Consider the following 17,651-nt stretch of genomic DNA (forward strand, 5'->3'; position numbering starts at 1 on the left):
CTGCTCCCGGTTGCCTCGCAGCGCGAGGCGGCGAAGCGCTGCGACGAGCTGCGACCTCGACGCGAGGTGCAGGCCGACGCCCCACCCCGAGGCGCAAGCCACGACCTCCTGCGCACCGAGCGACGGCCATGAGTGAGCTCGAAAATTTCTCGTTCGTGATCCCCGGCGAGCTCGCCGGCATGGCCTACCCCCACGCGCCCCAGGCGGTCGAGGAGCTCGCGGAGCTCGGCTTCCGCAGCCTGGTGTCGCTCTCGCGCCGGGCGCCGCCGCCTGCGGCGGTGGGCCCGCTCATTCACCTGCATTGCCCGCTCGCCGACTTCACGCGCATCCCGAGCGTGGACCTCCTCCGCGCCGTGGCGTTCCTCGGCCGGGCGCCGCGGCCGATCGCCGTTCACGGGGAGGGCGGCGTCGGGCGCACCGGCGTCGTGCTGGCGTGCCGCCTCGTGTCGCTGGGCAGGTCGGCGGCCGAGGCCATCGCCGAGGTGCGGCGCGTGCGGCCGGGCTCCATCGACGACCCCGAGCTCGAGGTGTCGGTCGCGGAGTTCGAGCTGTTCTACCGGAGCGCGCACGAGCAGATGACGCCGGCCCCCTTCAACTTCGCGCCCGCGTCGCCGCTCGACCGGATCGTCCACGGCGCGGAGCGGCCCGGCTTCGGGATGGCGCTCTGGTCGGCTTCCGGGATCCGCTCGTCGGTGGTCGCGGCGCCGAGCTCGGCCTCACAGCCGGATCCGAGCGACGCGCCCGTCGAGGCGTGGCTCGCCTTCATGGCGCGGCACGGCATGCGCGAGGTGCTCTGCCTGCTCGACGAGGGAGAGCTGGCGCTCCACCGGATCCCGCTCCTCGGCCGCTACCAGCGCGAGTTCCTCCGGGTGACGCACGTGCCGCTCGAGGGGGGCGCGCTCCCCTCGCCCGACGCGCTGGAGCGCGCGCTCGACGCGCTCAGGCGCGCCGAGTCCAGCGGCGCGCCCGCCGTCGTGCACTGCGCGTCCGGCGCGGGCCGCGCGGGCGTCGTGCTCGCAGCGTGGCTGCGCGCCCGGCACGGCCTCTCCCCCGAGGCGGCGATCGGCGCGGTCCGGGATCACGCGCGGCACTTCGGCGCGCACCGCGACCCGCTGAAGGCAGGGCCGGCGGCGCGCGATCTCATCGCGGGCGTGCCGGCGCTCGCGTGAGCGCGCCGCCCGCGTGAGCGCGCCGCTCGCGTGAGCGCGCGGGCCGGCATCGGCGCCGTCCCGCGGCCGGGCGGCGTCGAGCGTCACCCGCCGGCGCTTGGTCCGGGCCTCGCGCGCCGGTGCTCGCGGTACATGCGCAGGGCGAACGCGCCGGCCGGCTCGCCGCGGAGCCCTTCGACGAGCGCGCGGAGATCGGACGGCAGCTCGGAGGGCGGCGGGAGCGGCGACGGGTGGTGCTCGGGCGCGAGCAGCGGCGCTGCGAGCGCGGCGAACGTGAGATCGGCCGCCGAGAACCGGTCGCCGACGAGGAACGGGCGCCCATCGCGCAGGCGCTCGTTCACCGCGTCGAAGACCGCGCGGACCTTGCCGCGCGAGCGCTCGGCGGCGGCGGCGTCGATGCGCATGGCGCGCTTCATGACCGCCCGCGCGACCGGGTAGTACGCGCGGAAGGTGCCGCGCCCGAACCACCAGGGCGGCGCCGCGCCGGCGCCCTCGAGCGAGCGGAACGACCCGCCCATCAAGGCGAACGCGCCCTCCGCGTCGGGCAGGAGGTGAAAGTATGCGACGCGGCGGGTCGCGGGGCCGAGGTCGAGGTCGAAGCGCTCCTCGAGCGCCTCGACCTCGGCGCGGCCCGCGGCGGGCTCGCGGGAACCCTGGAAGAAGAGCGCGCGCTCCGGCGGCACGAGCGTGTCGGCGTAGCGCAGGATGTCGGTCGAGTCGTGGAGCACGCCCGCCGGCGAGACGAGCACCGGGACGGAGCGGCGCCCGCCGGCCCGCAGCGCCGGGAGCGCGTGGGCGAGCGGGAGGTAGGCGTCCTCCCGGTACGGCGCGCCGGCGCGATCGAGCGCCCACCGCGCCTTCTCGCAGAAGTGGCTCCAGGGAATGGTGATGAGGCGGAGGGGCGCGCCCGCGCCAGGATCAGACATCAGATCTCCAAGGGCTATCGCGGGGCGCATCTTCGTGCGCTGCGGGCGCAGCCGCGTCGTTCGGCTCGCTGCGGCGTACTTTCGTACGCCTCACTCGCCTGCCTAGCGGCTGAGCCCGCATCACACGAATCTGCACCCCGCTATGGGAAGAACCGGGCGCGACGCGCTTCAGCGCCGGATCTCGAAGAGGTGGATGCCGTACGCGGGGAGCTCGACGCCGAGGCCGCGCGACAGATCGACGAGCTCGTCGCCGTCGCGCGGGTGCTCATTGCCGGTCATGAGGTCGGCGAGCAGGACCTTGCGGCCGGCGATGCCGGCGATGTCGAGCGGGATGCGGCACCCGCTGCGCGACGGGGCGAAGTTGATGACCGCCACGAGGGGCGCCGCGCTCCTGGGCGCGCCGGTGGCCGGGAGCGGCTCCCACCGGTACGCGACGAACGCGTCGGCGCCCGGCCCGCGCGCGGTGAGCGTGGCGAAGCTCCCGGTGCGCAGGATGGGGCGGCGCACGGCCGCGAGCAGCCGCTCGTGGAAGGCGAGGCAGGCCTGATCGACCGGCTCCTCGGGGGCGCGGGCGAGGTGCAGCGAGGCGCGCACCGTCCGCCCCTCGAGCTGGCCGTGGTGGATGAACCGCATCCCGGGCACCGTCGCCGCGATGAACTCGGCGGCCCGGCGCCGATCCGGGGGCAGCACGGCCGCGATGCGCGGCTCGTCGTGGTGCTCGATGAAGCGGACGCTCCGCCGCTGGTAGTCGGGCGTCGCCGCGAGGTGGCCGCGGACCGACGACGCGGAGGCGTGGCTCAGCCGATCGTAAAGGCTCTTGTCGAAGGTGTAGTCGAACCCGAGCATCTGCAGGCGCCACTCGAGGTCCCAGAAGGCCTCGGCGATGAAGACGAAGCTCGGGTGGTCGCGGCGGACGGCGTCGATGGCCTCGGCCCAGAACTCGCCGGTGGCCTCGGCCTTCCGCTCCGCCGGCGGGCGCTTGGACCACGTGCGCCGGAAGACGTCGTCGAGCACCAGCATCGCCATGTCGCAGCGGACGCCGTCGCAGCGCGACGCGACGCTGCGGAGCGCCTCGACGGACGCGGCGCGCGTCGCCGCGAGGCGGTAGTCGAGCTGGGCCGTGTCGGGCCACGGCGGGATGTAGGGATCGCGCCCGCTGAGCGGGGCGCCGTCGTCGCCGGCGATGAAGAGCTCGGGCTTCTCCGCCACCCAGTGGTGATCGCGCGCGACGTGGTTGGGGACGAAGTCGAGGATGACCCCGATGCCGCGCGCCGCGAGGCGCCGGCGCAGATCCGCGAGGCCGGCGTCGCCACCGAACGCGGGGCTCACCTCGTAGCGCGCGACCGCGAACGGGGAGCCCGCCACGTCGGCCTCGGTCCAGTCCGGCAGCACGCGGTCGTACTCGGCGCGCAGATCGGGATCCGTGAGCGAGCGGCGCGGGCCCTCCTCGCCGAGCGTCCACACGCCCATCAGGTGCACGTAGTCGACCCCGAGCGCGGCGAGCCGGTCGAGCGCCGCGTCGGGCACGCTGGCGAGCGTCACCCTGGCCTTGGCGGCGCGCGAGAGCTCGTGGAGCCAGACGCGCACGAAGATCGCGTACAGCAGGGGGTGCTGGTGGGCAGGGACTAGGGAGCTCATCGATTGGATTGGGGACGGCGGGCCCGCGAGGGAGTCGCGGACAGCGGACGTCGGCGGAGGATTGTCTGCGGGCTCGGGTGGTCCCTGCAAGGGCGATCACGATGTGCTGCAGGCGCGGCCGGCCGAGGCCGCGCGCGAAACGTCCAGCACAGAGGCTGCCTCGCTCGATCCCGGGCGCTCGCGGCGCGGGCGCTGTCAGGCGCGGCGCGCGCGGCGCTCGCCGCGCCTTCGCGCGAGCGCGGCGGCCGCGCCGAGGGCGACGAGCGGCAGGGCGAGGGGCGTCGCGGCCTCGTCGGGCGAGAGCCGGCAGCCGCAGCCGCCCTGCTTGGGCTCCACCGGCGGCGGCGCCTCGGTGGGCGGCGCGTCGTCGACGGGCGCCTCCGCCTCGGCGGCGCCTTCCGCGGGCGCGCCCTCGGATGCCTCTTCCTTGGCGGGCTCGTCGCTCTTCTCGGCCTCGGCCTTGCCCGCCTTGTCGTCCTTCTTTTTCTTCTCGCCGCTGAAGACGATCGCGCGGCGATCGATGACGGGGTTGTCGCCCTGGAGGGTGATCTTCTGCTTCTGACCCATCTGCACGCCGTCGCTCGCGCGCTTGATCACGAGCTCGTACTCGCCGGCCTCGAAGCCCCGATCGCGCCGGATGACGAAGTCGAACTTGGTGATCGCAAAGACCTTGCCGCTGCTGTCGGAGAAGCCGACGTCCATGCTCTCGTTGATCGACTGCTGGTTCTGGAGCGGGATGCGGACGAGGATCGGCGTCTCGGGCGACTTGTCGGTGAGCGCTCGCTCGTAGTGCACCGTCGGCGTGAACGAGAACAGCATCGGGATGTGCCCGAGGTGCGGCATCGCTCCGTAGTTCATCGTCATCTTGAGCTTCCATCGGCCGTCGTCCTCCTTGGGCGAGCGGTCGACGATGGTGACGGTGCCCGCCGCGTGCGCGGCGCTCGCGGGCAGCCACGCCCCGATCAGCGCGAGCGCGGCGGCGACCACGCGCGCGGCGAGGAAGAGGCGGCGCGCCGCGCCGGGCTGGGTCGCGGCGGGGCGGGCGTGAGGACGCTCGGCGCGCGGACGCCGCGCGCCGAGCTGAGACAGGGGACCGGTTCGAGATCGGGCGGTTCGCATACGCGGCACGCTACCAGGGATTTCGCGGCAACGAGACGCGGACGAGAGGGCCGGCGGCGCGGATGCAGAGGGCCGGCGGCGCGGACGAGAAGATCACCGCCAGCGTGGACGAGACGGCGACCGTCAGCGCGCGGGGCTCAGTCCGGGAACCAGAGCAGCGCGTCGGAGGTGGGCTTGTAACAGGCCTGGCGGCCCGCCTCCTCGTTGTCGGTGCAGCTCGCGTTCTCGAGGCAGTCGATGATCTCGTAACGGCCGGTGGCGTTGTAGATGGTGGTGAACATCGCGCGCTGGGCCCCCTCGAGCTTGCTGAACGCGCTTTTGCACGCCGGGACGGGCACCCTCTCGCAGCGGGCCATGCGCGCGCAGCGGGACTCGATGACCTGCGCCGCCGTGGGCTCGTCCGGGTTGAGCTTGACGGCCACCTCGTCGTTGCACTCCAGGATGATCTGGCTCCGGTCCGGCGAGCTCTCGGTGGCGGCCTCCATGCGGCGCGAGAAGCAGCTCGTCATCGCGCGGAGGTACGTGGGCGACGCGGTCGGGTAGGCGGCCTTGCACGCGTTGAGGTGCTCCCAGGACGCGCCGGCGCGCTGGAGCTTGGCGAGCGCGGCGCACCACTCGGCCTGGGCTGCGATGACACCGTCGCGATCGGGGAAGCTGGTGGGCCGCTCAGAGCAAGCGTTCAGCTCGAGCATCGACGCAGCCACCGCGATCGGCAGGGCCAAGGATCGAAGGGCGGGCATGGGCGGACCCTAGCACGAGAGCCCCGCCGACGCGGAATCTCCGGATACCCACCGCCCGTCATGGCCGGTTTGGCAGAAGCTCGCAGCGGAGCCTCGCGCCCCCGCCGCCGCGGAGGGCGGCGGCGCCGCCGGGGCCGAAGACCACACCGAGGTCCAGCCCACCCCGGGCCGCGGCGCGGATCTCGATCGCCTCGACGCACAGGGCGCCGGGGCCGCCGGCGAGCAGCGCGGCGCCGGGGGCGTCCCCGTCGAACAGCGGCGCCCCGCTCCTCGAGGCCACCCGCAGCGCGGCGGGCAGCTCGGCGATGAACCGGTGCGACGGTCGCGCGCCGCCGCAGCCGCCGGCGCCCATCTCCGCGAGCGACGCGAGGGTCCCGAGCGGCTCGAGCGGGCCGACCTGGCCACGGGCGACGTCGATCGGCCCGGCGACCACCTCCCCCGAAGCGACGGAGTAGCCGATGAGGGCCACGCCAGGAGCGTCGAGCCGGCGGCCCAGGGTGAGGCGGGCGCCCGCCAGCTCGGGGACACGCGCGAGCCCGAAGGCCGGGAAGGTGCCCTGCCGCACCGCGACGACGAAGCTGCGCCTTCCGGCGTCGAGGGCGAGCAGCTCGCCGCCCGGCAGCTCGACCGCGGCGGCGATCGTGCCGGCGTGGTCGAACGGCAGCAGCGCAGGCGGCTCGGCGCCCGCGCGCACGCGGAGGCCGCGCCGGCCCTGCGGCCCGCTCGCGTCGAACAGCAGCAGGAGATCCGCAGGCGCCCTGGCGCCGGGCGCGAGCAGCACGGGGACAGCATCGCCGGACACCGCGCCGAGCGAGCCGTCGCGGAGCGACAGGCGGCGCGGCGCTTCGGCGCGCGCGAACGGCAGGAGCACGCTCGCGGTGAAGGTGCCGTCGCGGAGCGCGCCCAGGGGAGAGGACGGGGCGGTCGACAGCGAGACGACCGGGAGCTCGCCGCCGGTCAGACGGGCCGTCGCGGGCTCGCCGCCTGCCGCGGGCATGCCCCGAGGAACGCGGCGATCGGGGAGGCGACCCGAGGGGCGCGGCGCCGGGGCGGCCGACGGCGGTGGGAAGGAGGACGGGTCGTCGTCGAGGCGGCAGGAAACGAGCGGCGGCGGGGAGGCGCGGAGGGCTGGGTTCGCCGCAGGAGCGAAGGGCGGCGCGCTGCGCGGCGAGGGCGGAGGGCCGCCCCAGCCGAGGCGGACGAGGCCGTGCTCACCCATCGCGCAGCCGATCGGGGAGCACGCGAAGGGGGCGCCCTCGTCGAAGGGAGGCTCGATCTGGCGTGCGGGCGGGCCCTCGGCCGGGCGCCACGAGCGGCCGCCGTCGGTCGACTCGAAGAAGGCCGGCGGGTCGTCGCCGGTGGCGGCGAGCGCGAACCGCCCGCCGACGACGACGTTCTGGACGCCCGCCGGGAGGGGAAAGACGGTGACGCCGCCGCGCGCGTCGATGCGCAGGCCGGCGATGCGGCCGCCGCGGCGGCGCGAGAGCAGCCGCTCCGCTCGACGGGCGCGCGCGGGAGAGCCCGCCTCCGGCAGCGCCTCGCGGGCGGGCGAGACGCCGTCGGCCTCCTCGGGCAGGTGCAGCCAGCCGCGCACGGCGCCGTCGTCGTCCTCCCAGAAATCGGTGTCGATGAGGCGCGGCGATGCGGCATCGCCGGTCCCTGGGAAGGCGCCGCCCACGAGCGCCGGCAAGGTGCCGCCCGCGAGCGCCGGGTCGCGATCGCGCACGCGGACCACGCGGACGCCTTCGGGTGGACCCACAGGACGACGTTCGCGCCCGCTCACGGGGGGGCCGAGGGGCGACCTCCGCGGCGCGCCGTCCTCCTCCTCGATCTCGGAGGTCCGGCGCCCTTCCTCTTCGTCCTCCTCGGAGGGCCGCGGCCCCCTCGGCGCCTCCAGCAGGAGCGCGGTGACGGTCCCGCGCTCGCCGACGATCCAGCGGTAGAGGCGGTCGGCGTCCTCGCCCTCGATCCGGCGCTCGACCCAGCGGCCGCCGCCGACGCGCACGCACACGCGCGCAACGCCTTGCTCTGCGAGCTCGCGGCTCGCGGCGTCCTCTTGCGGCTCGTCCGGCGCCGGCCGCGCGGAGCGCCGGGGCCATGGCGTCTCGTCGTCCGTCGGGACGCCGTCTACCGGGCTCTCCGGAAAGTCGTGGAGCCCAGGGGGAACGCTGCCGCACCGGCCGATGAAGGCGAGGCGACCGCGATCGTCGCCGACGAACGCGCCCGGAGAGCTCGCGATCGGATCGGGGCCTCGGCTGCGGGGCGGGAACGTGGCCTCCAGCCGTGGCGCGGAGAGCGTCGTCTCGAGCCTGAGCACCTGGGCGGCCTCGTGCGCGCACGCGAGCAAGACGTCGTCGCCCGACCGGAACGGCTGGCAGCGCGCATAACTCGGGTCGAGGCTCTCGATCTCCGCCTGCGCGAGGGGCTGGGCGGTCGCCGCCGCGAGCACCGCGAGGCCGCCGTCGCGAGCGACGAGCAGCCTCCCGCCAGGGAGGAGAGCGCCGGAGGCCGCGGCCAGCGCGACCCCCGCCGGAGCGAGCGCGCGGACCGAGGTGGTGCCGAGCGGCAGGTCCCGCGCAGTCGGGAGAGAGAGCGAGGCGCTCGGCCCGGACCGCGGCGCAGCGGGCACCGCGGGTACGAGGCCGGCGGCGCTCACGTGGAGCGTGGCGCCGCCCGACGGCCCGAGGAGCGCGATCGCTCCGCCGCCGTCCTGCTCCTCGAGGAGCGACGTGGCGAGCCCGCGCGTCTCGAGCACGTCGATCCAGGTAGCGCCCCCGTCGAGGGTGACCGAGGCGCGGCCGACCAGGTCGAGGCGCGCCGCGCGGCGCGCGTCGACGGCCACCGCGTCGACGACGCCCGCGGCGCCGAAGCGGCGAACGGCGAGCGTGGAGGGATCGATCTCGAGGAGCCCCCGATCGCTGCGCAGGAGGATCGTGTCGAGGTACGGCCGCGCGCCGCCGGGAGCGCCGACGTCGGCGATGGGCGCGAGCTCGCCGAGGAAGTCGGCGGCGCGGTAGACGCGGCCCTCGGACCACAGGAGGAACCCGCCCCCGAGGCGCGCCGGGATCGACCGGAACCCGCGGAGCAGCTCGGCCGCGGGGGCGTCGGCGAGCACGACACCGCCCTCGAGGCGCACGCGGCGCCCCTCGAAGAGCGCGGTCTCCGGGCGGGGCGCGGGCGCGCGTTCGCCGTCCCCGGCGGCGTCGAGGAGGACGCCGATGTCCTCGGTGAGGACGTAGCGCGCAGGCGAGAGCGGCAGCGGGTCGGCGAGCGCGGCGGCCCGAGGCTGCGCAGGCCGCGGGAGGCGCTCCGGGGCAGCGCTGCACGCGGCGAGGACGGCGGCGAGGACAGCGAGGAGCGCGCGGCGCGTCACTTCCTGGCCCGCACCGGGATCAGCCCTCGTCCAGCGCGCCGCCTTGGTCGCTTTTGGACGCGCTGCTGCCGTTCGGCTTCTTCGCCTTACGCGCGGTGCGCGCGAGCAGCGGCGGCACGTGCGCGTCGACCTCGCCGATCCACAGCCACATGCCGGCGCGGCGGAGCTGCTCTTCGTGACGCCGGCTGAGGAGCGTCCAGAGCCGATCGCGCGCGTCCACCGCACTCTTCACGGGCTCCGGCGCCTTGGCCTTGGCCCCCTTGGGCTTGAGGAGCGAGAGGAGCTGATCGCCGATCGCCGCGGTCTCGTCGATCTGGGCCCTGGTGATCGCTGTCTTGCCTCTGACCTCCGCGGCGTGGTCGCGGAAGAGCTGGGCGAGGTCCACGCAGTCCTGCACCATGTCGCGCGCGCCGCTGCCCGCCATGATCTTCTTCACCCGCTGGGCCGGCAGGACGCCCGCCTTCATGAGGGCCACCGCCGCGCTGAGCAGGAGGTCGCGGAGCTCGTGCGCGCGCTGGAGAAGCTTCTTCGTGGTGCCCGGCGACGAGCGGTCCACCTGCGCCGCGGCATAGACCAGGCCGAGGGCGAGCCGGCCGAGCGACTTCATCGCGCCGAGGTCGAAGGGAGCGGGCAGCTTCACGAGCTCGGCCTCGCGCGGCCCCACCGCGTCGAGCCCCGCGCGGATGTTGTGATGGACGAGCGCGACGTCCGCGCGGAGCGGGCGGATCTCGCGCGCGGGGATGCGCCGCGCTTCTTCCATGAACTCGGCGGCTGCCTCGGCCGAGCCCGGGAGCGCGGGCGCGCCATCGGCGCGGTCAGGCGCCGCGGCGGGCGTCTTCTGGTTGATCTCGATCTTGCCGTTGTTCTTGCCGGCGGGCTTCTTCTTTGCGGGTGCTCTCGGCATTGCATCTCCTCGCTGGGTGGGCGTCCTCGACTGTAAAGTACGCGCTGGGCGAGGGGGCCGGGAAGAGGTTCCGTGCGAGCAGCCAGGGCGCGCCTTCCGCGTGGGCACGCCGCACCGGCATCGCCCGGCGCAGCCGAGCGATGGGGGACGGCGCGGCGGCGACTGCTGTACGGCGGTCTCGCGAGGATTCACCACCTTGCCGGGACCACTGCACGGCGGTCTCGTGGAGATCCGCCACCTTGCCGGGACCACTGCACGGCGGTCTCGCGAGGGTCCACTACCTTGCCGGGACCACTGCACGGCGGTCTCGCGGAGGTCCGCCACCTCGCCGCGACCGGCGCATCGCGGTCTCACGAGGGGCTCACGACTTTGCCGCGACCACCCCACGACTGTGTCCTGCCAGCCCAGGGAGTTGCCGCCATCCGCGGGATCACAGGGCGGCATTCTTGTCAAGTGACAAGTAGATCTTGGCGCTGACGCGCGGCCCCGCGCTGCGCCCGCGCGGTGGACGTACTGGAGCGCCTCGCCGGCGAGCCTGCGCTCGAACTCACCGAGCGGCATTCCGGTGAGCAGGAGGGTGGCGAGCTCGCACGACAGCGGCGCTGTCGGAAGATCACCCTCGGGACTCGGGACCCTCGTCCTCTTCTGGCCCTTCCCATCGGTCCCACCCTTCGTCGGGCGTGGGGATCCCGTAGGCCGCAAGCCACTCCCGTGCGACCTCCACGATCGCGTCGGGCGCTGTCAGGCTGAAATCCCATCTCATGAGCAGCGCGCGCAGCCGGCGCGTGGGCTCTTTCGTTCGCGCAAACGGGTTGTCCATCTCGTCTGCGCAGTTCATGTTTTCACTCAGGAAGAGGTAGTCATCGAAGAGCCCGAGGAGCTGCTCCGGCGTCGGGCGCTTGTCCGCATTCCCCTTCGCAAGATAGCGTGGCGCTGCGAAAGCGCTTACGAGGCTGAGCATCCCGCATATCGTGCCCATCACCTTACCGAGCTCTTCCTGAGTGGCTCGGTATCTCTCCGGCTCCGTGGCGATGAGCTCGTCGAGTGCTTTCCTGGCGGTGCTTCGCAGCTCCTCCTCTTCGGCATGTGTCCGAGATCGAAATTCGCCATCCTTATTCTGCCCGCGCATGGGACCTCCTCATGGATCTCTGCAGATGGGTCCAACGAAGTAGCCTCCGAACGAGGAGATCGCCCCCGCTCCGACTGCGACGATCTTCGCGTTCGTCACGCCTTCCTCGATGCAGACGTACGAACACCATGCGCGAAATAGGAGGTGCGATAAGATGTCGCCGACCCAATCCGGGCAATTGCGGCACCTCGCATCGCCGCAGTCGTTCACCATGCACGCGTGTCTGACCGTCGGCAGAGAATGGCCTGGAACGGCGTACTGGCACCCGGTGATGTAGGGGCACCCGTACTTTTTCTTGCACTCGAAATTCGGGTTGTTCTCACGGGGAAGCGTCGATGTATCAATTGTTGAAAGCCATCTGTCCGCCTCCGCCACGGCCAGCGGCATGTATTGTGTCATCAGCTCGGCGATGGCTGCCTCGTCGAGTGTCGCCGGATCCAGGTTCAGCGATTCGATCATCCCGGCCAGGGCATACGTGGTGAAGCTAGCCTTCGCGGACGCGAGCGCGAGCTCCTCTGGATCCATCTGAGCAAATGTCTCCTCGGCCTGTTCCTCCGGCGTCTTCGGTCCTTCATCGGGAGGAGGTTCGTATCCGGCGGCAGGTTCGCTGTCCTCTTCGTTATCCGTCTTCGGTCCTTCATCGGGAGGTGGTTCGTATCCGGCGGCAGGTTCGCTGCCCTCTTCGTTGTCAATTCCCGAGTTCAGCTTGATCGTACAGGCGGGCACCATGACGTTTGCGATGAGGCCCGTGAGTACGACTGCGCTGGCTCGGAAGAATTTCTTCCATGCAGCACAGGCAATAGAAGCGTCATTTGGAGACATCAGTACCTCCGCAGAGGCCATGCTATGAGAGCACGCGATCACGGGCAACCGCAACGAAGACCGTACCTCGGCGTGCAGCGCGGTACGCGCGGCATCTCGCCCTGTGCTCGCTATGGGCTCGGAGTCCCGATGCAAACCGTCCCGATTCAAACCGAGCGCGCGGCGTCACTCCAGCTCGCCGAGCTTTCGGTAGATGGTGCGCGTCGAGATGCCGAGCAACTGCGCGGCCACGGATTTGTCCCCGCGGGCGTGGCGGAGCGTCTCGCGGATGAGCCTTCGCTCGACCTCGTCGAGGGGCGTGCCGACCGAGAAGGTGAGCGAGCTCGGCTCGGCGGGGGCGGCCTCGTGGATGAAGTCGGGCAGGTCATCGACGGAGAGCTGGTCGCCGCGGCAGAGGACCACGGCGCGCTCGATCACGTTCTCGAGCTCGCGAACGTTGCCCGGCCACGTGTAGTCGGTCAGGCGCGCGAGCACGTAGCGCGGCGCCTCCAGGCGGGGGGCTGGTACTCGCCCTCCTGGAGCCCGCGGAGGAGCTTCACCTGCACAGCGGGCGAGAGCTCGCCGATCTCGTCGAGGAACAGCGTGCCGCCGGCTGCCTTGACGAAGCGGCCGTCGCGCTTCGCGAGGGCGCCGGTGAACGCGCCGCGCTCGTGGCCGAAGAGCTCGGCCTCGCGCGCGGCCCCGACGCCGGCGTTGCGGGCGCCACGGGACTTCGTTTGCGGCGCTCACGCCGCGTCGCAGTTTGCGCCCCGCGCACACGCGATGGGAGGCGCCTCGCTCGGGAGCCCGAAATGCTTGACGATGGCGACGATGACCTCGCGCTCGGAGATGTCGGCCACGAGCCTCCGCCCCTCGCCACACGGGCAGGCCGACACCTCCTCAAGGCACACCCTACGGAGCAGGCTCGCCCAGTCGAAGCGCGCACCGACTGGCTTCGTGACGCCGGCGCCGAGGCTGGTGCGCGGACCGCTCTGCGCAGCCGGGGCACTCGCCTCCGAGGTGGGGCGCGAGCGGCGCGCCGTCGCGCTCCACGCTCACGGGTACCGCCGCGTCGGACCCGGCTTCGTCGGCTTGCTCTTCGGAGGTTTCGCCGATGACCTCGTCGCGCTCGCCGCTGGCACACGCGGCACCACTGCGGCGCGCCATGACGAGCGCGGCGCGAGCACGGCGGACAAGGCGCAGCAACGGGTAGCGCGGTGGAGGGATGAGCGCGGCCAGCCTGGCCATGAACGCGATGGGCTCGAGCACAAGGTGTGTGGCGCCGTTGCGGCGTGGCCTCCGAAGCCGATATGCGATGCGGCCGTCGGGCAGCAGAGCGAGGCGCTCCAGGCTGAACGGCGGGATTCTGCCACCCTACTCACCTGACCTGTCGCCGGTGGAGAACTGCCGCGCGAAGGTCAAGCAGTTCATTCGAGCGCAAGAGCCTCGTACCGTATCGGCGCTCTACGAGGCCATGGGTCATGCGCTGCGGAAGGTGACCCGGCAGGATGCCCGCGGCTGGTTTGGCCGCATCGGCTACGTCCCGAAGCGGCCGGCACGCGTTCGGCTATGTCCTGGAGCTCGGTACTTCGCACGCCAGCCGTCTCGTCTGCCTCTGCGGGACGCTCGACTGGCGGCGCGCCCGCCGCGCGCGACGGTGTACCAAAGCCCCCCCTGAGCCGCTCTAGAGCGGGGAGCAGGTCCGCGGGACACAGTACCCGCAGTGGTTGAACCAGCCGCGAGCGTCCGCCGGAGTGATCGCGCCGATCGCATGCCCCATCGACTTGTAGACGGCTGAGGGCGATCGAGGTGCATCCGCTCGGATCGACTCTTTGATCTTGGAACCACAATTCTCGACCGGAGAAAAGTCCGGGGAGTAGGGCGGCAGGTACATCAGCTTCGCGCCAGCGCCTTCGATCGCTTCGCGAACCCCCAGCGTGCGGTGCGCCCCGAGGTTGTCCGCGATGACGACTTGGCCTGGCCTCAGCGCCGGTACGAGCTGTCCCTCGACGTACGCGCGGAAGGCTACGCCGTCCATGGTGCCCTCGAACGCGAAGGGAGCGACGACACCATCGAGGGCCAGCCCGATCGTGAGCGTGATCATGGGGTCGGTGTTGATCGGCACCGCACCGTGGGCACGGACTCCCCGTGGCGCCCATGCGTGCCTCCGCGTCATGCCCAGATTGGTCCCAAATTCATCAATAAAAACCAGCTCTTGTGGGTCGAGCCGAGCGAGCTCTTTTGCGAAGGCCCGGCGAGCCGCTGTCACATCTTCCGTGTCGCGCTCGGCTGCGTGGAGCGCTTTTTTTTCCGGGTGATGTTCAGCCGTCGCAACGCCCGGCCGACGGTATGGCGGCTGGCTACGATGTGATCACGGCGCGCGAGCAGGTCAGCCAAATCGTCCAGGGTCGCGTCGGAGGACGTCGCCACGAGCGACCTCAGGTCATCCAGGGCTTGCCCGTTGATCTTCGGCCGCGGCCCGTTCGCGCGAGGGCGCGGCGCAACGCTGCCGGTCGTCCGGTAGAGCGTGAGATAGGACTGCACAGTTTTCGGTGCGACTTCGAACTGCTCAGCCAGGTCGCGTACCGATCCTTCCCCATTCTCGTACGCCTTGACGATGCGCTCTCGAAGGTCGAGTCCGCAGGGTCGCATCCTTGCTGCCCTCCTGCCAAGGGGATGCAAGCAGCGTGCACGTCGGACCTGCTCCCCGCTCTAGATCCGCGGCTTGCCGAACGAGACCGGCTTCTTCGAATAGAGGGTGAGAATATCTTCGATCGTCAGCTTGTGAGCGACGAGCGCCGCCTCAATCTTCTTCTCCGAGATGGCTGCGAAGTCGACGTTGGCGAACTCGCGGAAGAAGGAACGGACGGCCTTCCGCAGCGCATCGAGCCGCGCCTGCGACACGATCTCGACGTCGTCGTGAAATGCGGCGCTCTTCGAGAGCTTCTGCGCGGGGTGGATGATGAGCCGTTTGACCGGAACGTCGCCGTAGTTCTTGGTGAACCACGCGGACGAGTTGTTCATTTGCTGGGACTCGTCCTTGTGGATCTCCGCGCGCGTCACCTCGATCTCGCTTTTCGCTTCTGCAAGTAGGTATTGTTTCTCGCGGAGCGCCCAGAGATTATCCGGCCCCTCGCCCCAGTCCTTGTCGGGCCGCTCCGCGACGAAGCCGAGCGCGTGCCCCAGCTCGTTCCACGCGGCCTCGAAGCGATCGGCGCTCACTCCGAATTGAAGGCGATCGAGAAGCTCGGCTACACGAACCTGGAGCTGCTCACCGTCGCCATGCTTCACAACCCACGCCTTGATCAGCTCGGGCCGCTTCTGATTCACGATGGTGATGCGCTTGAAATCCATCCCCGTGCGCGGTTTCAGCAGGCGCCGGTTCCTCTTGTGCGCAGCAGCTTGCAGCTTGTCGGCATCCGTCTGCGAACGCGCGTATTCGTAGCGGGCCTTCTCCTGCACGTACCAGCCTTGCACGGAGGGGTCAGCGGCCTCGTTCCCGAGCTTCTGGACGATCGCGATCGCGCCGTCGATGTCACCGTCCTGGAACTTCAGCTCTGCGGCACGTTCGAGCTCGAACGTCGACAGCGCGACGAGGTTCGGCGTCGGTGTCACCATCGCGTTCATCTCCTCCTTGTAGTATTCACGCCATCCGTCGTCGCGGCCGAGCGACTGTTTCATGACGTTCTGCAGCGCCGTCGTCGCCTTGCCGTCTTGAACCTCTTCCTTCGCGAGACGGGCTACCTCCAGGCCGATCTCGATCTGCCGTTGCGTCTGCGCGGACAGGAAGCGGCGCCCCTCGGCGGTGCGGACCAGCGCGACTAGATCGGTACCGATGAGGAGGATGATCGAGCTGTCCTTCTCGCCACGGACGCTGCGCCCAAGACCTTGCTCGATCTTCCGCATGATCGCTGCGGTGATCGTCTCGCTGCCCGCCACGCAGTCGGCCAGGTAGCGATCGAGCAGCGTCTCGGCGACGGGCTTGGAGTCAATGATCAGAATGCGACAAGCCTTGTCGGGAAGATCGACGCCGTCGTAGCGATTCACCAGGACGACCGTCTTCTCGCCTTCGCCCTTCCTGAGGCGCGCAACGACCTCCTCGATGTCGCTTGTGTCGACGACGTGGGCGCCGACCGCCTCCCAGTCCTTCGTCCGCGCGAACCCGGGGACGAGTGCCACGGCACCGTACTTTCGATCGGGCCGCGGCTTGCCGAACCGGTTGACGATCTCGGACCGGTCAAGCGAGTCGTCGATCAGCGAGGGGATCAGGATCATCTTCTCGCCGAGCCACTTCTGCTTCTCGTAAACGAGCGGCTTCTGGACGACGTCCGGAGCGAGGCCAAGACCGCGAACGAGGAATGCGTCGTTCGCTGTCGTGGCTGACATGAAGATGCGCGACGACGCCTTCGTGTACGTGCCGAACTCTTCGAGCGGTGGCAGGTACGGCGTGATCTGGAGCTTCTTGCCCGAGACGAGGCAGACGCACTCGCGAATCCGATCCTTCAGAAGCGGCCAGACGTACTTGACCGCTTCCGACCCTTTCGCAGACGCGAGGATCTTGAGCACCTCGTCGTTCTTCTCCTGCCAGGCCCAGTAGGGGACCATGAGGACCCCGTTTGAGTCGCCCGCCTCGATGTCCGCGAAAGTTCCGGCTCCTTGCTTGCGGAGATCGTCCGCGAACAGGTCGCGAATTGATCGATACGCGGCGGCGTCGTTTTCTAGGTTGATCGTGAACGCGTCGCGGATGGCGTCGACGCACGCGTGCGCATCATCCATCAGGAGCGTCCCGACCTTGATCGACTGCGTCCCGCGTCCGAATCTGGTGCCGCTGAAGAGCTTCTGCACCGTCGTGACGAGGATCTTCTGACCTTCGAGGAATTCCGGAGGAAGGTCCGGCTCGGCGGTTACGATGCTGATGCCGAAGCGGCTCGCCTCATCACACGTCTGGGCAACAAGATACTTGTTCGGGCAAAGATAGAGCGCAGGTCCCTTACCGGCGTTGAGCTGCGACTGGCCGATCAGCAATCCGACGAGCGTCTTTCCGTCTCCCGTGTGGAGCTTGAGTACCAGGTCAGGTACATTGCGCCGGTTGTCGCGCCACTCCACGAGGATGCCCTCCTGAGCAGGCCGGAGCGGACCGGTGTTCGACGCAGGTTCGAGCTTCTCGTAGTAGAGCTTGATCGGGTCTGTGACCTGCTCTTCAACGCGTTTCTTCGTGAGTTTCTTGAAGTCGACCAAGCGCGCGCATCCTTCCCCGCCGCGACCGACACGCTGCCGCGCGGCGGAAGTCGGGCACATCAGTATGTGCATCGGGCGCGCAGTGCGCTAGCCCCGCCGGGAGTATTCTCGCCCTCACGGTCGGGCAGGCGTAGGCGAGCGCGGGTGGGGGGAGGGTCCTACCGCGGCGGTGCGCGTGGGCGGCCAGGACGATGTCCGGATCGCAGTGACTCATGGTCGCAGCACGTCGCTCCGGGGCGAGCCCGAGGCAGGCACCGCCGGGCGCAAAGTCGAGACGAGCCAGCCTGTCCCCGCGGCGAGCAGCCGGCCTCGGCGGCAGCAACTCGCGCGCTCCATGCGATTATCGCAGCGCTGCGTGGCGACGCGACGAAACGCAGCGCCGGACGCGAGGGTCGTCGACCGGATCGGAACGTCGTGCGGACCAAGCATGTAGAAGAACGCGACCATGCCATGGGCGTCCCCGGAGCCGACCCACGCAGGACCCTTCTGGCCGTGCTCGTGCAAGGGGAGGTCACGGCGGCGGCAGGCGATATCGACGCCGCTGTGGTGGCGCATGAGGCTGCGGCAGGCTCCTCGCCATGATGCCGGACAGCGGTGAGAGGATAGCCCGCGCA

General features: G+C 71.1%; 14 protein-coding genes and 1 pseudogene. 1 reads left to right on the forward strand and 14 read right to left on the reverse strand.

The genetic code is table 11. The features are described 5' to 3' along the window. Nucleotides 1-128: 128 nt before the first annotated feature. Nucleotides 129-1,169: a phosphatase domain-containing protein gene (locus tag WMF19_RS28790; RefSeq protein ID WP_437323092.1), complete on the forward strand. Its 1,041-nt coding sequence runs from the start codon at nt 129-131 to the stop codon at nt 1,167-1,169. 83 nt (nt 1,170-1,252) lie between these two features. Here the strand turns inward: WMF19_RS28790 and WMF19_RS28795 are convergent, their stop codons facing one another. The 14 genes and pseudogenes from WMF19_RS28795 to WMF19_RS28860 form a co-directional block, all read right to left on the reverse strand. Further along, nucleotides 1,253-2,095, reverse strand: a complete 843-nt coding sequence (locus tag WMF19_RS28795) for a glutathione S-transferase family protein (RefSeq protein WP_437893277.1) — start codon at nt 2,093-2,095, stop codon at nt 1,253-1,255. Between the two features lie 168 nt (nt 2,096-2,263). Next, a complete protein-coding gene (locus tag WMF19_RS28800; RefSeq protein ID WP_437323094.1) occupies nt 2,264-3,733 on the reverse strand; it encodes an alpha-amylase family glycosyl hydrolase in 1,470 nt (489 codons plus the stop codon). 195 nt (nt 3,734-3,928) lie between these two features. Then, nucleotides 3,929-4,852, reverse strand: coding sequence for an MYXO-CTERM sorting domain-containing protein (locus WMF19_RS28805; RefSeq protein WP_437893278.1), 924 nt, complete (start codon nt 4,850-4,852; stop codon nt 3,929-3,931). A gap of 137 nt (nt 4,853-4,989) precedes the next feature. After that, nucleotides 4,990-5,592 carry a hypothetical protein gene (locus WMF19_RS28810; RefSeq protein ID WP_272094010.1) on the reverse strand — a complete coding sequence of 201 codons (603 nt, stop codon included), beginning with the start codon at nt 5,590-5,592 and terminating at the stop codon, nt 4,990-4,992. Nucleotides 5,593-5,650: 58 nt separating this feature from the next. Then, the gene (locus tag WMF19_RS28815; RefSeq protein ID WP_437893279.1) at nt 5,651-8,965 is read right to left on the reverse strand and encodes a hypothetical protein; all 3,315 of its coding nucleotides are present in this window, start codon (nt 8,963-8,965) and stop codon (nt 5,651-5,653) included. A gap of 19 nt (nt 8,966-8,984) precedes the next feature. Beyond that, entirely contained in the window at nt 8,985-9,869 is an 885-nt protein-coding gene (locus WMF19_RS28820) for a hypothetical protein (RefSeq protein WP_437893280.1), read from the reverse strand. A 613-nt stretch (nt 9,870-10,482) separates the two neighbouring features. After that, nucleotides 10,483-10,998 (reverse strand): hypothetical protein, encoded by a 516-nt coding sequence (locus tag WMF19_RS28825; RefSeq protein ID WP_437893281.1) that lies wholly within the window; start codon nt 10,996-10,998, stop codon nt 10,483-10,485. A gap of 9 nt (nt 10,999-11,007) precedes the next feature. Beyond that, complete coding sequence (locus WMF19_RS28830) at nt 11,008-11,820, reverse strand: hypothetical protein (protein WP_437893282.1); 813 nt, start codon at nt 11,818-11,820, stop codon at nt 11,008-11,010. Between the two features lie 165 nt (nt 11,821-11,985). After that, a complete protein-coding gene (locus tag WMF19_RS28835; RefSeq protein WP_437893283.1) occupies nt 11,986-12,294 on the reverse strand; it encodes a helix-turn-helix domain-containing protein in 309 nt (102 codons plus the stop codon). After that, nucleotides 12,279-12,431, reverse strand: a pseudogene (locus WMF19_RS28840) (sigma 54-interacting transcriptional regulator); the annotation flags it as partial. The gene WMF19_RS28835 and the pseudogene WMF19_RS28840, both read right to left, overlap by 16 nt. A 280-nt stretch (nt 12,432-12,711) precedes the next feature. After that, nucleotides 12,712-13,164, reverse strand: coding sequence for a transposase (locus WMF19_RS28845; RefSeq protein WP_437901692.1), 453 nt, complete (start codon nt 13,162-13,164; stop codon nt 12,712-12,714). A gap of 319 nt (nt 13,165-13,483) precedes the next feature. After that, the gene (locus WMF19_RS28850; RefSeq protein ID WP_437893284.1) at nt 13,484-14,068 is read right to left on the reverse strand and encodes a transposase; all 585 of its coding nucleotides are present in this window, start codon (nt 14,066-14,068) and stop codon (nt 13,484-13,486) included. Next, on the reverse strand, nt 14,065-14,451 hold the full coding sequence (locus WMF19_RS28855) for a helix-turn-helix domain-containing protein (RefSeq protein ID WP_437580039.1): 387 nt from the start codon (nt 14,449-14,451) through the stop codon (nt 14,065-14,067). The genes WMF19_RS28850 and WMF19_RS28855 overlap by 4 nt, the downstream gene beginning before the upstream one ends. 60 nt (nt 14,452-14,511) lie before the next feature. Beyond that, nucleotides 14,512-17,037, reverse strand: coding sequence for a DEAD/DEAH box helicase (locus WMF19_RS28860; RefSeq protein WP_437893285.1), 2,526 nt, complete (start codon nt 17,035-17,037; stop codon nt 14,512-14,514). Nucleotides 17,038-17,651: the final 614 nt, after the last annotated feature.

It is taken from the genome of Sorangium sp. So ce124, assembly GCF_051525235.1.
GTDB lineage: Bacteria > Myxococcota_A > Polyangia > Polyangiales > Polyangiaceae > Sorangium > Sorangium atrum.

Coding starts and splice junctions, on each gene's coding strand:
- WMF19_RS28805 (WP_437893278.1), bottom strand. CDS start 4,852: ATGCGAACCGCCCGATCTCGAACCGGTCCCCTGTCTCAGCTCGGCGCG.
- WMF19_RS28830 (WP_437893282.1), bottom strand. CDS start 11,820: ATGTCTCCAAATGACGCTTCTATTGCCTGTGCTGCATGGAAGAAATTC.
- WMF19_RS28800 (WP_437323094.1), bottom strand. CDS start 3,733: ATGAGCTCCCTAGTCCCTGCCCACCAGCACCCCCTGCTGTACGCGATC.
- WMF19_RS28790 (WP_437323092.1), top strand. CDS start 129: ATGAGTGAGCTCGAAAATTTCTCGTTCGTGATCCCCGGCGAGCTCGCC.
- WMF19_RS28795 (WP_437893277.1), bottom strand. CDS start 2,095: ATGTCTGATCCTGGCGCGGGCGCGCCCCTCCGCCTCATCACCATTCCC.
- WMF19_RS28810 (WP_272094010.1), bottom strand. CDS start 5,592: ATGCCCGCCCTTCGATCCTTGGCCCTGCCGATCGCGGTGGCTGCGTCG.
- WMF19_RS28820 (WP_437893280.1), bottom strand. CDS start 9,869: ATGCCGAGAGCACCCGCAAAGAAGAAGCCCGCCGGCAAGAACAACGGC.
- WMF19_RS28855 (WP_437580039.1), bottom strand. CDS start 14,451: ATGCGACCCTGCGGACTCGACCTTCGAGAGCGCATCGTCAAGGCGTAC.
- WMF19_RS28825 (WP_437893281.1), bottom strand. CDS start 10,998: ATGCGCGGGCAGAATAAGGATGGCGAATTTCGATCTCGGACACATGCC.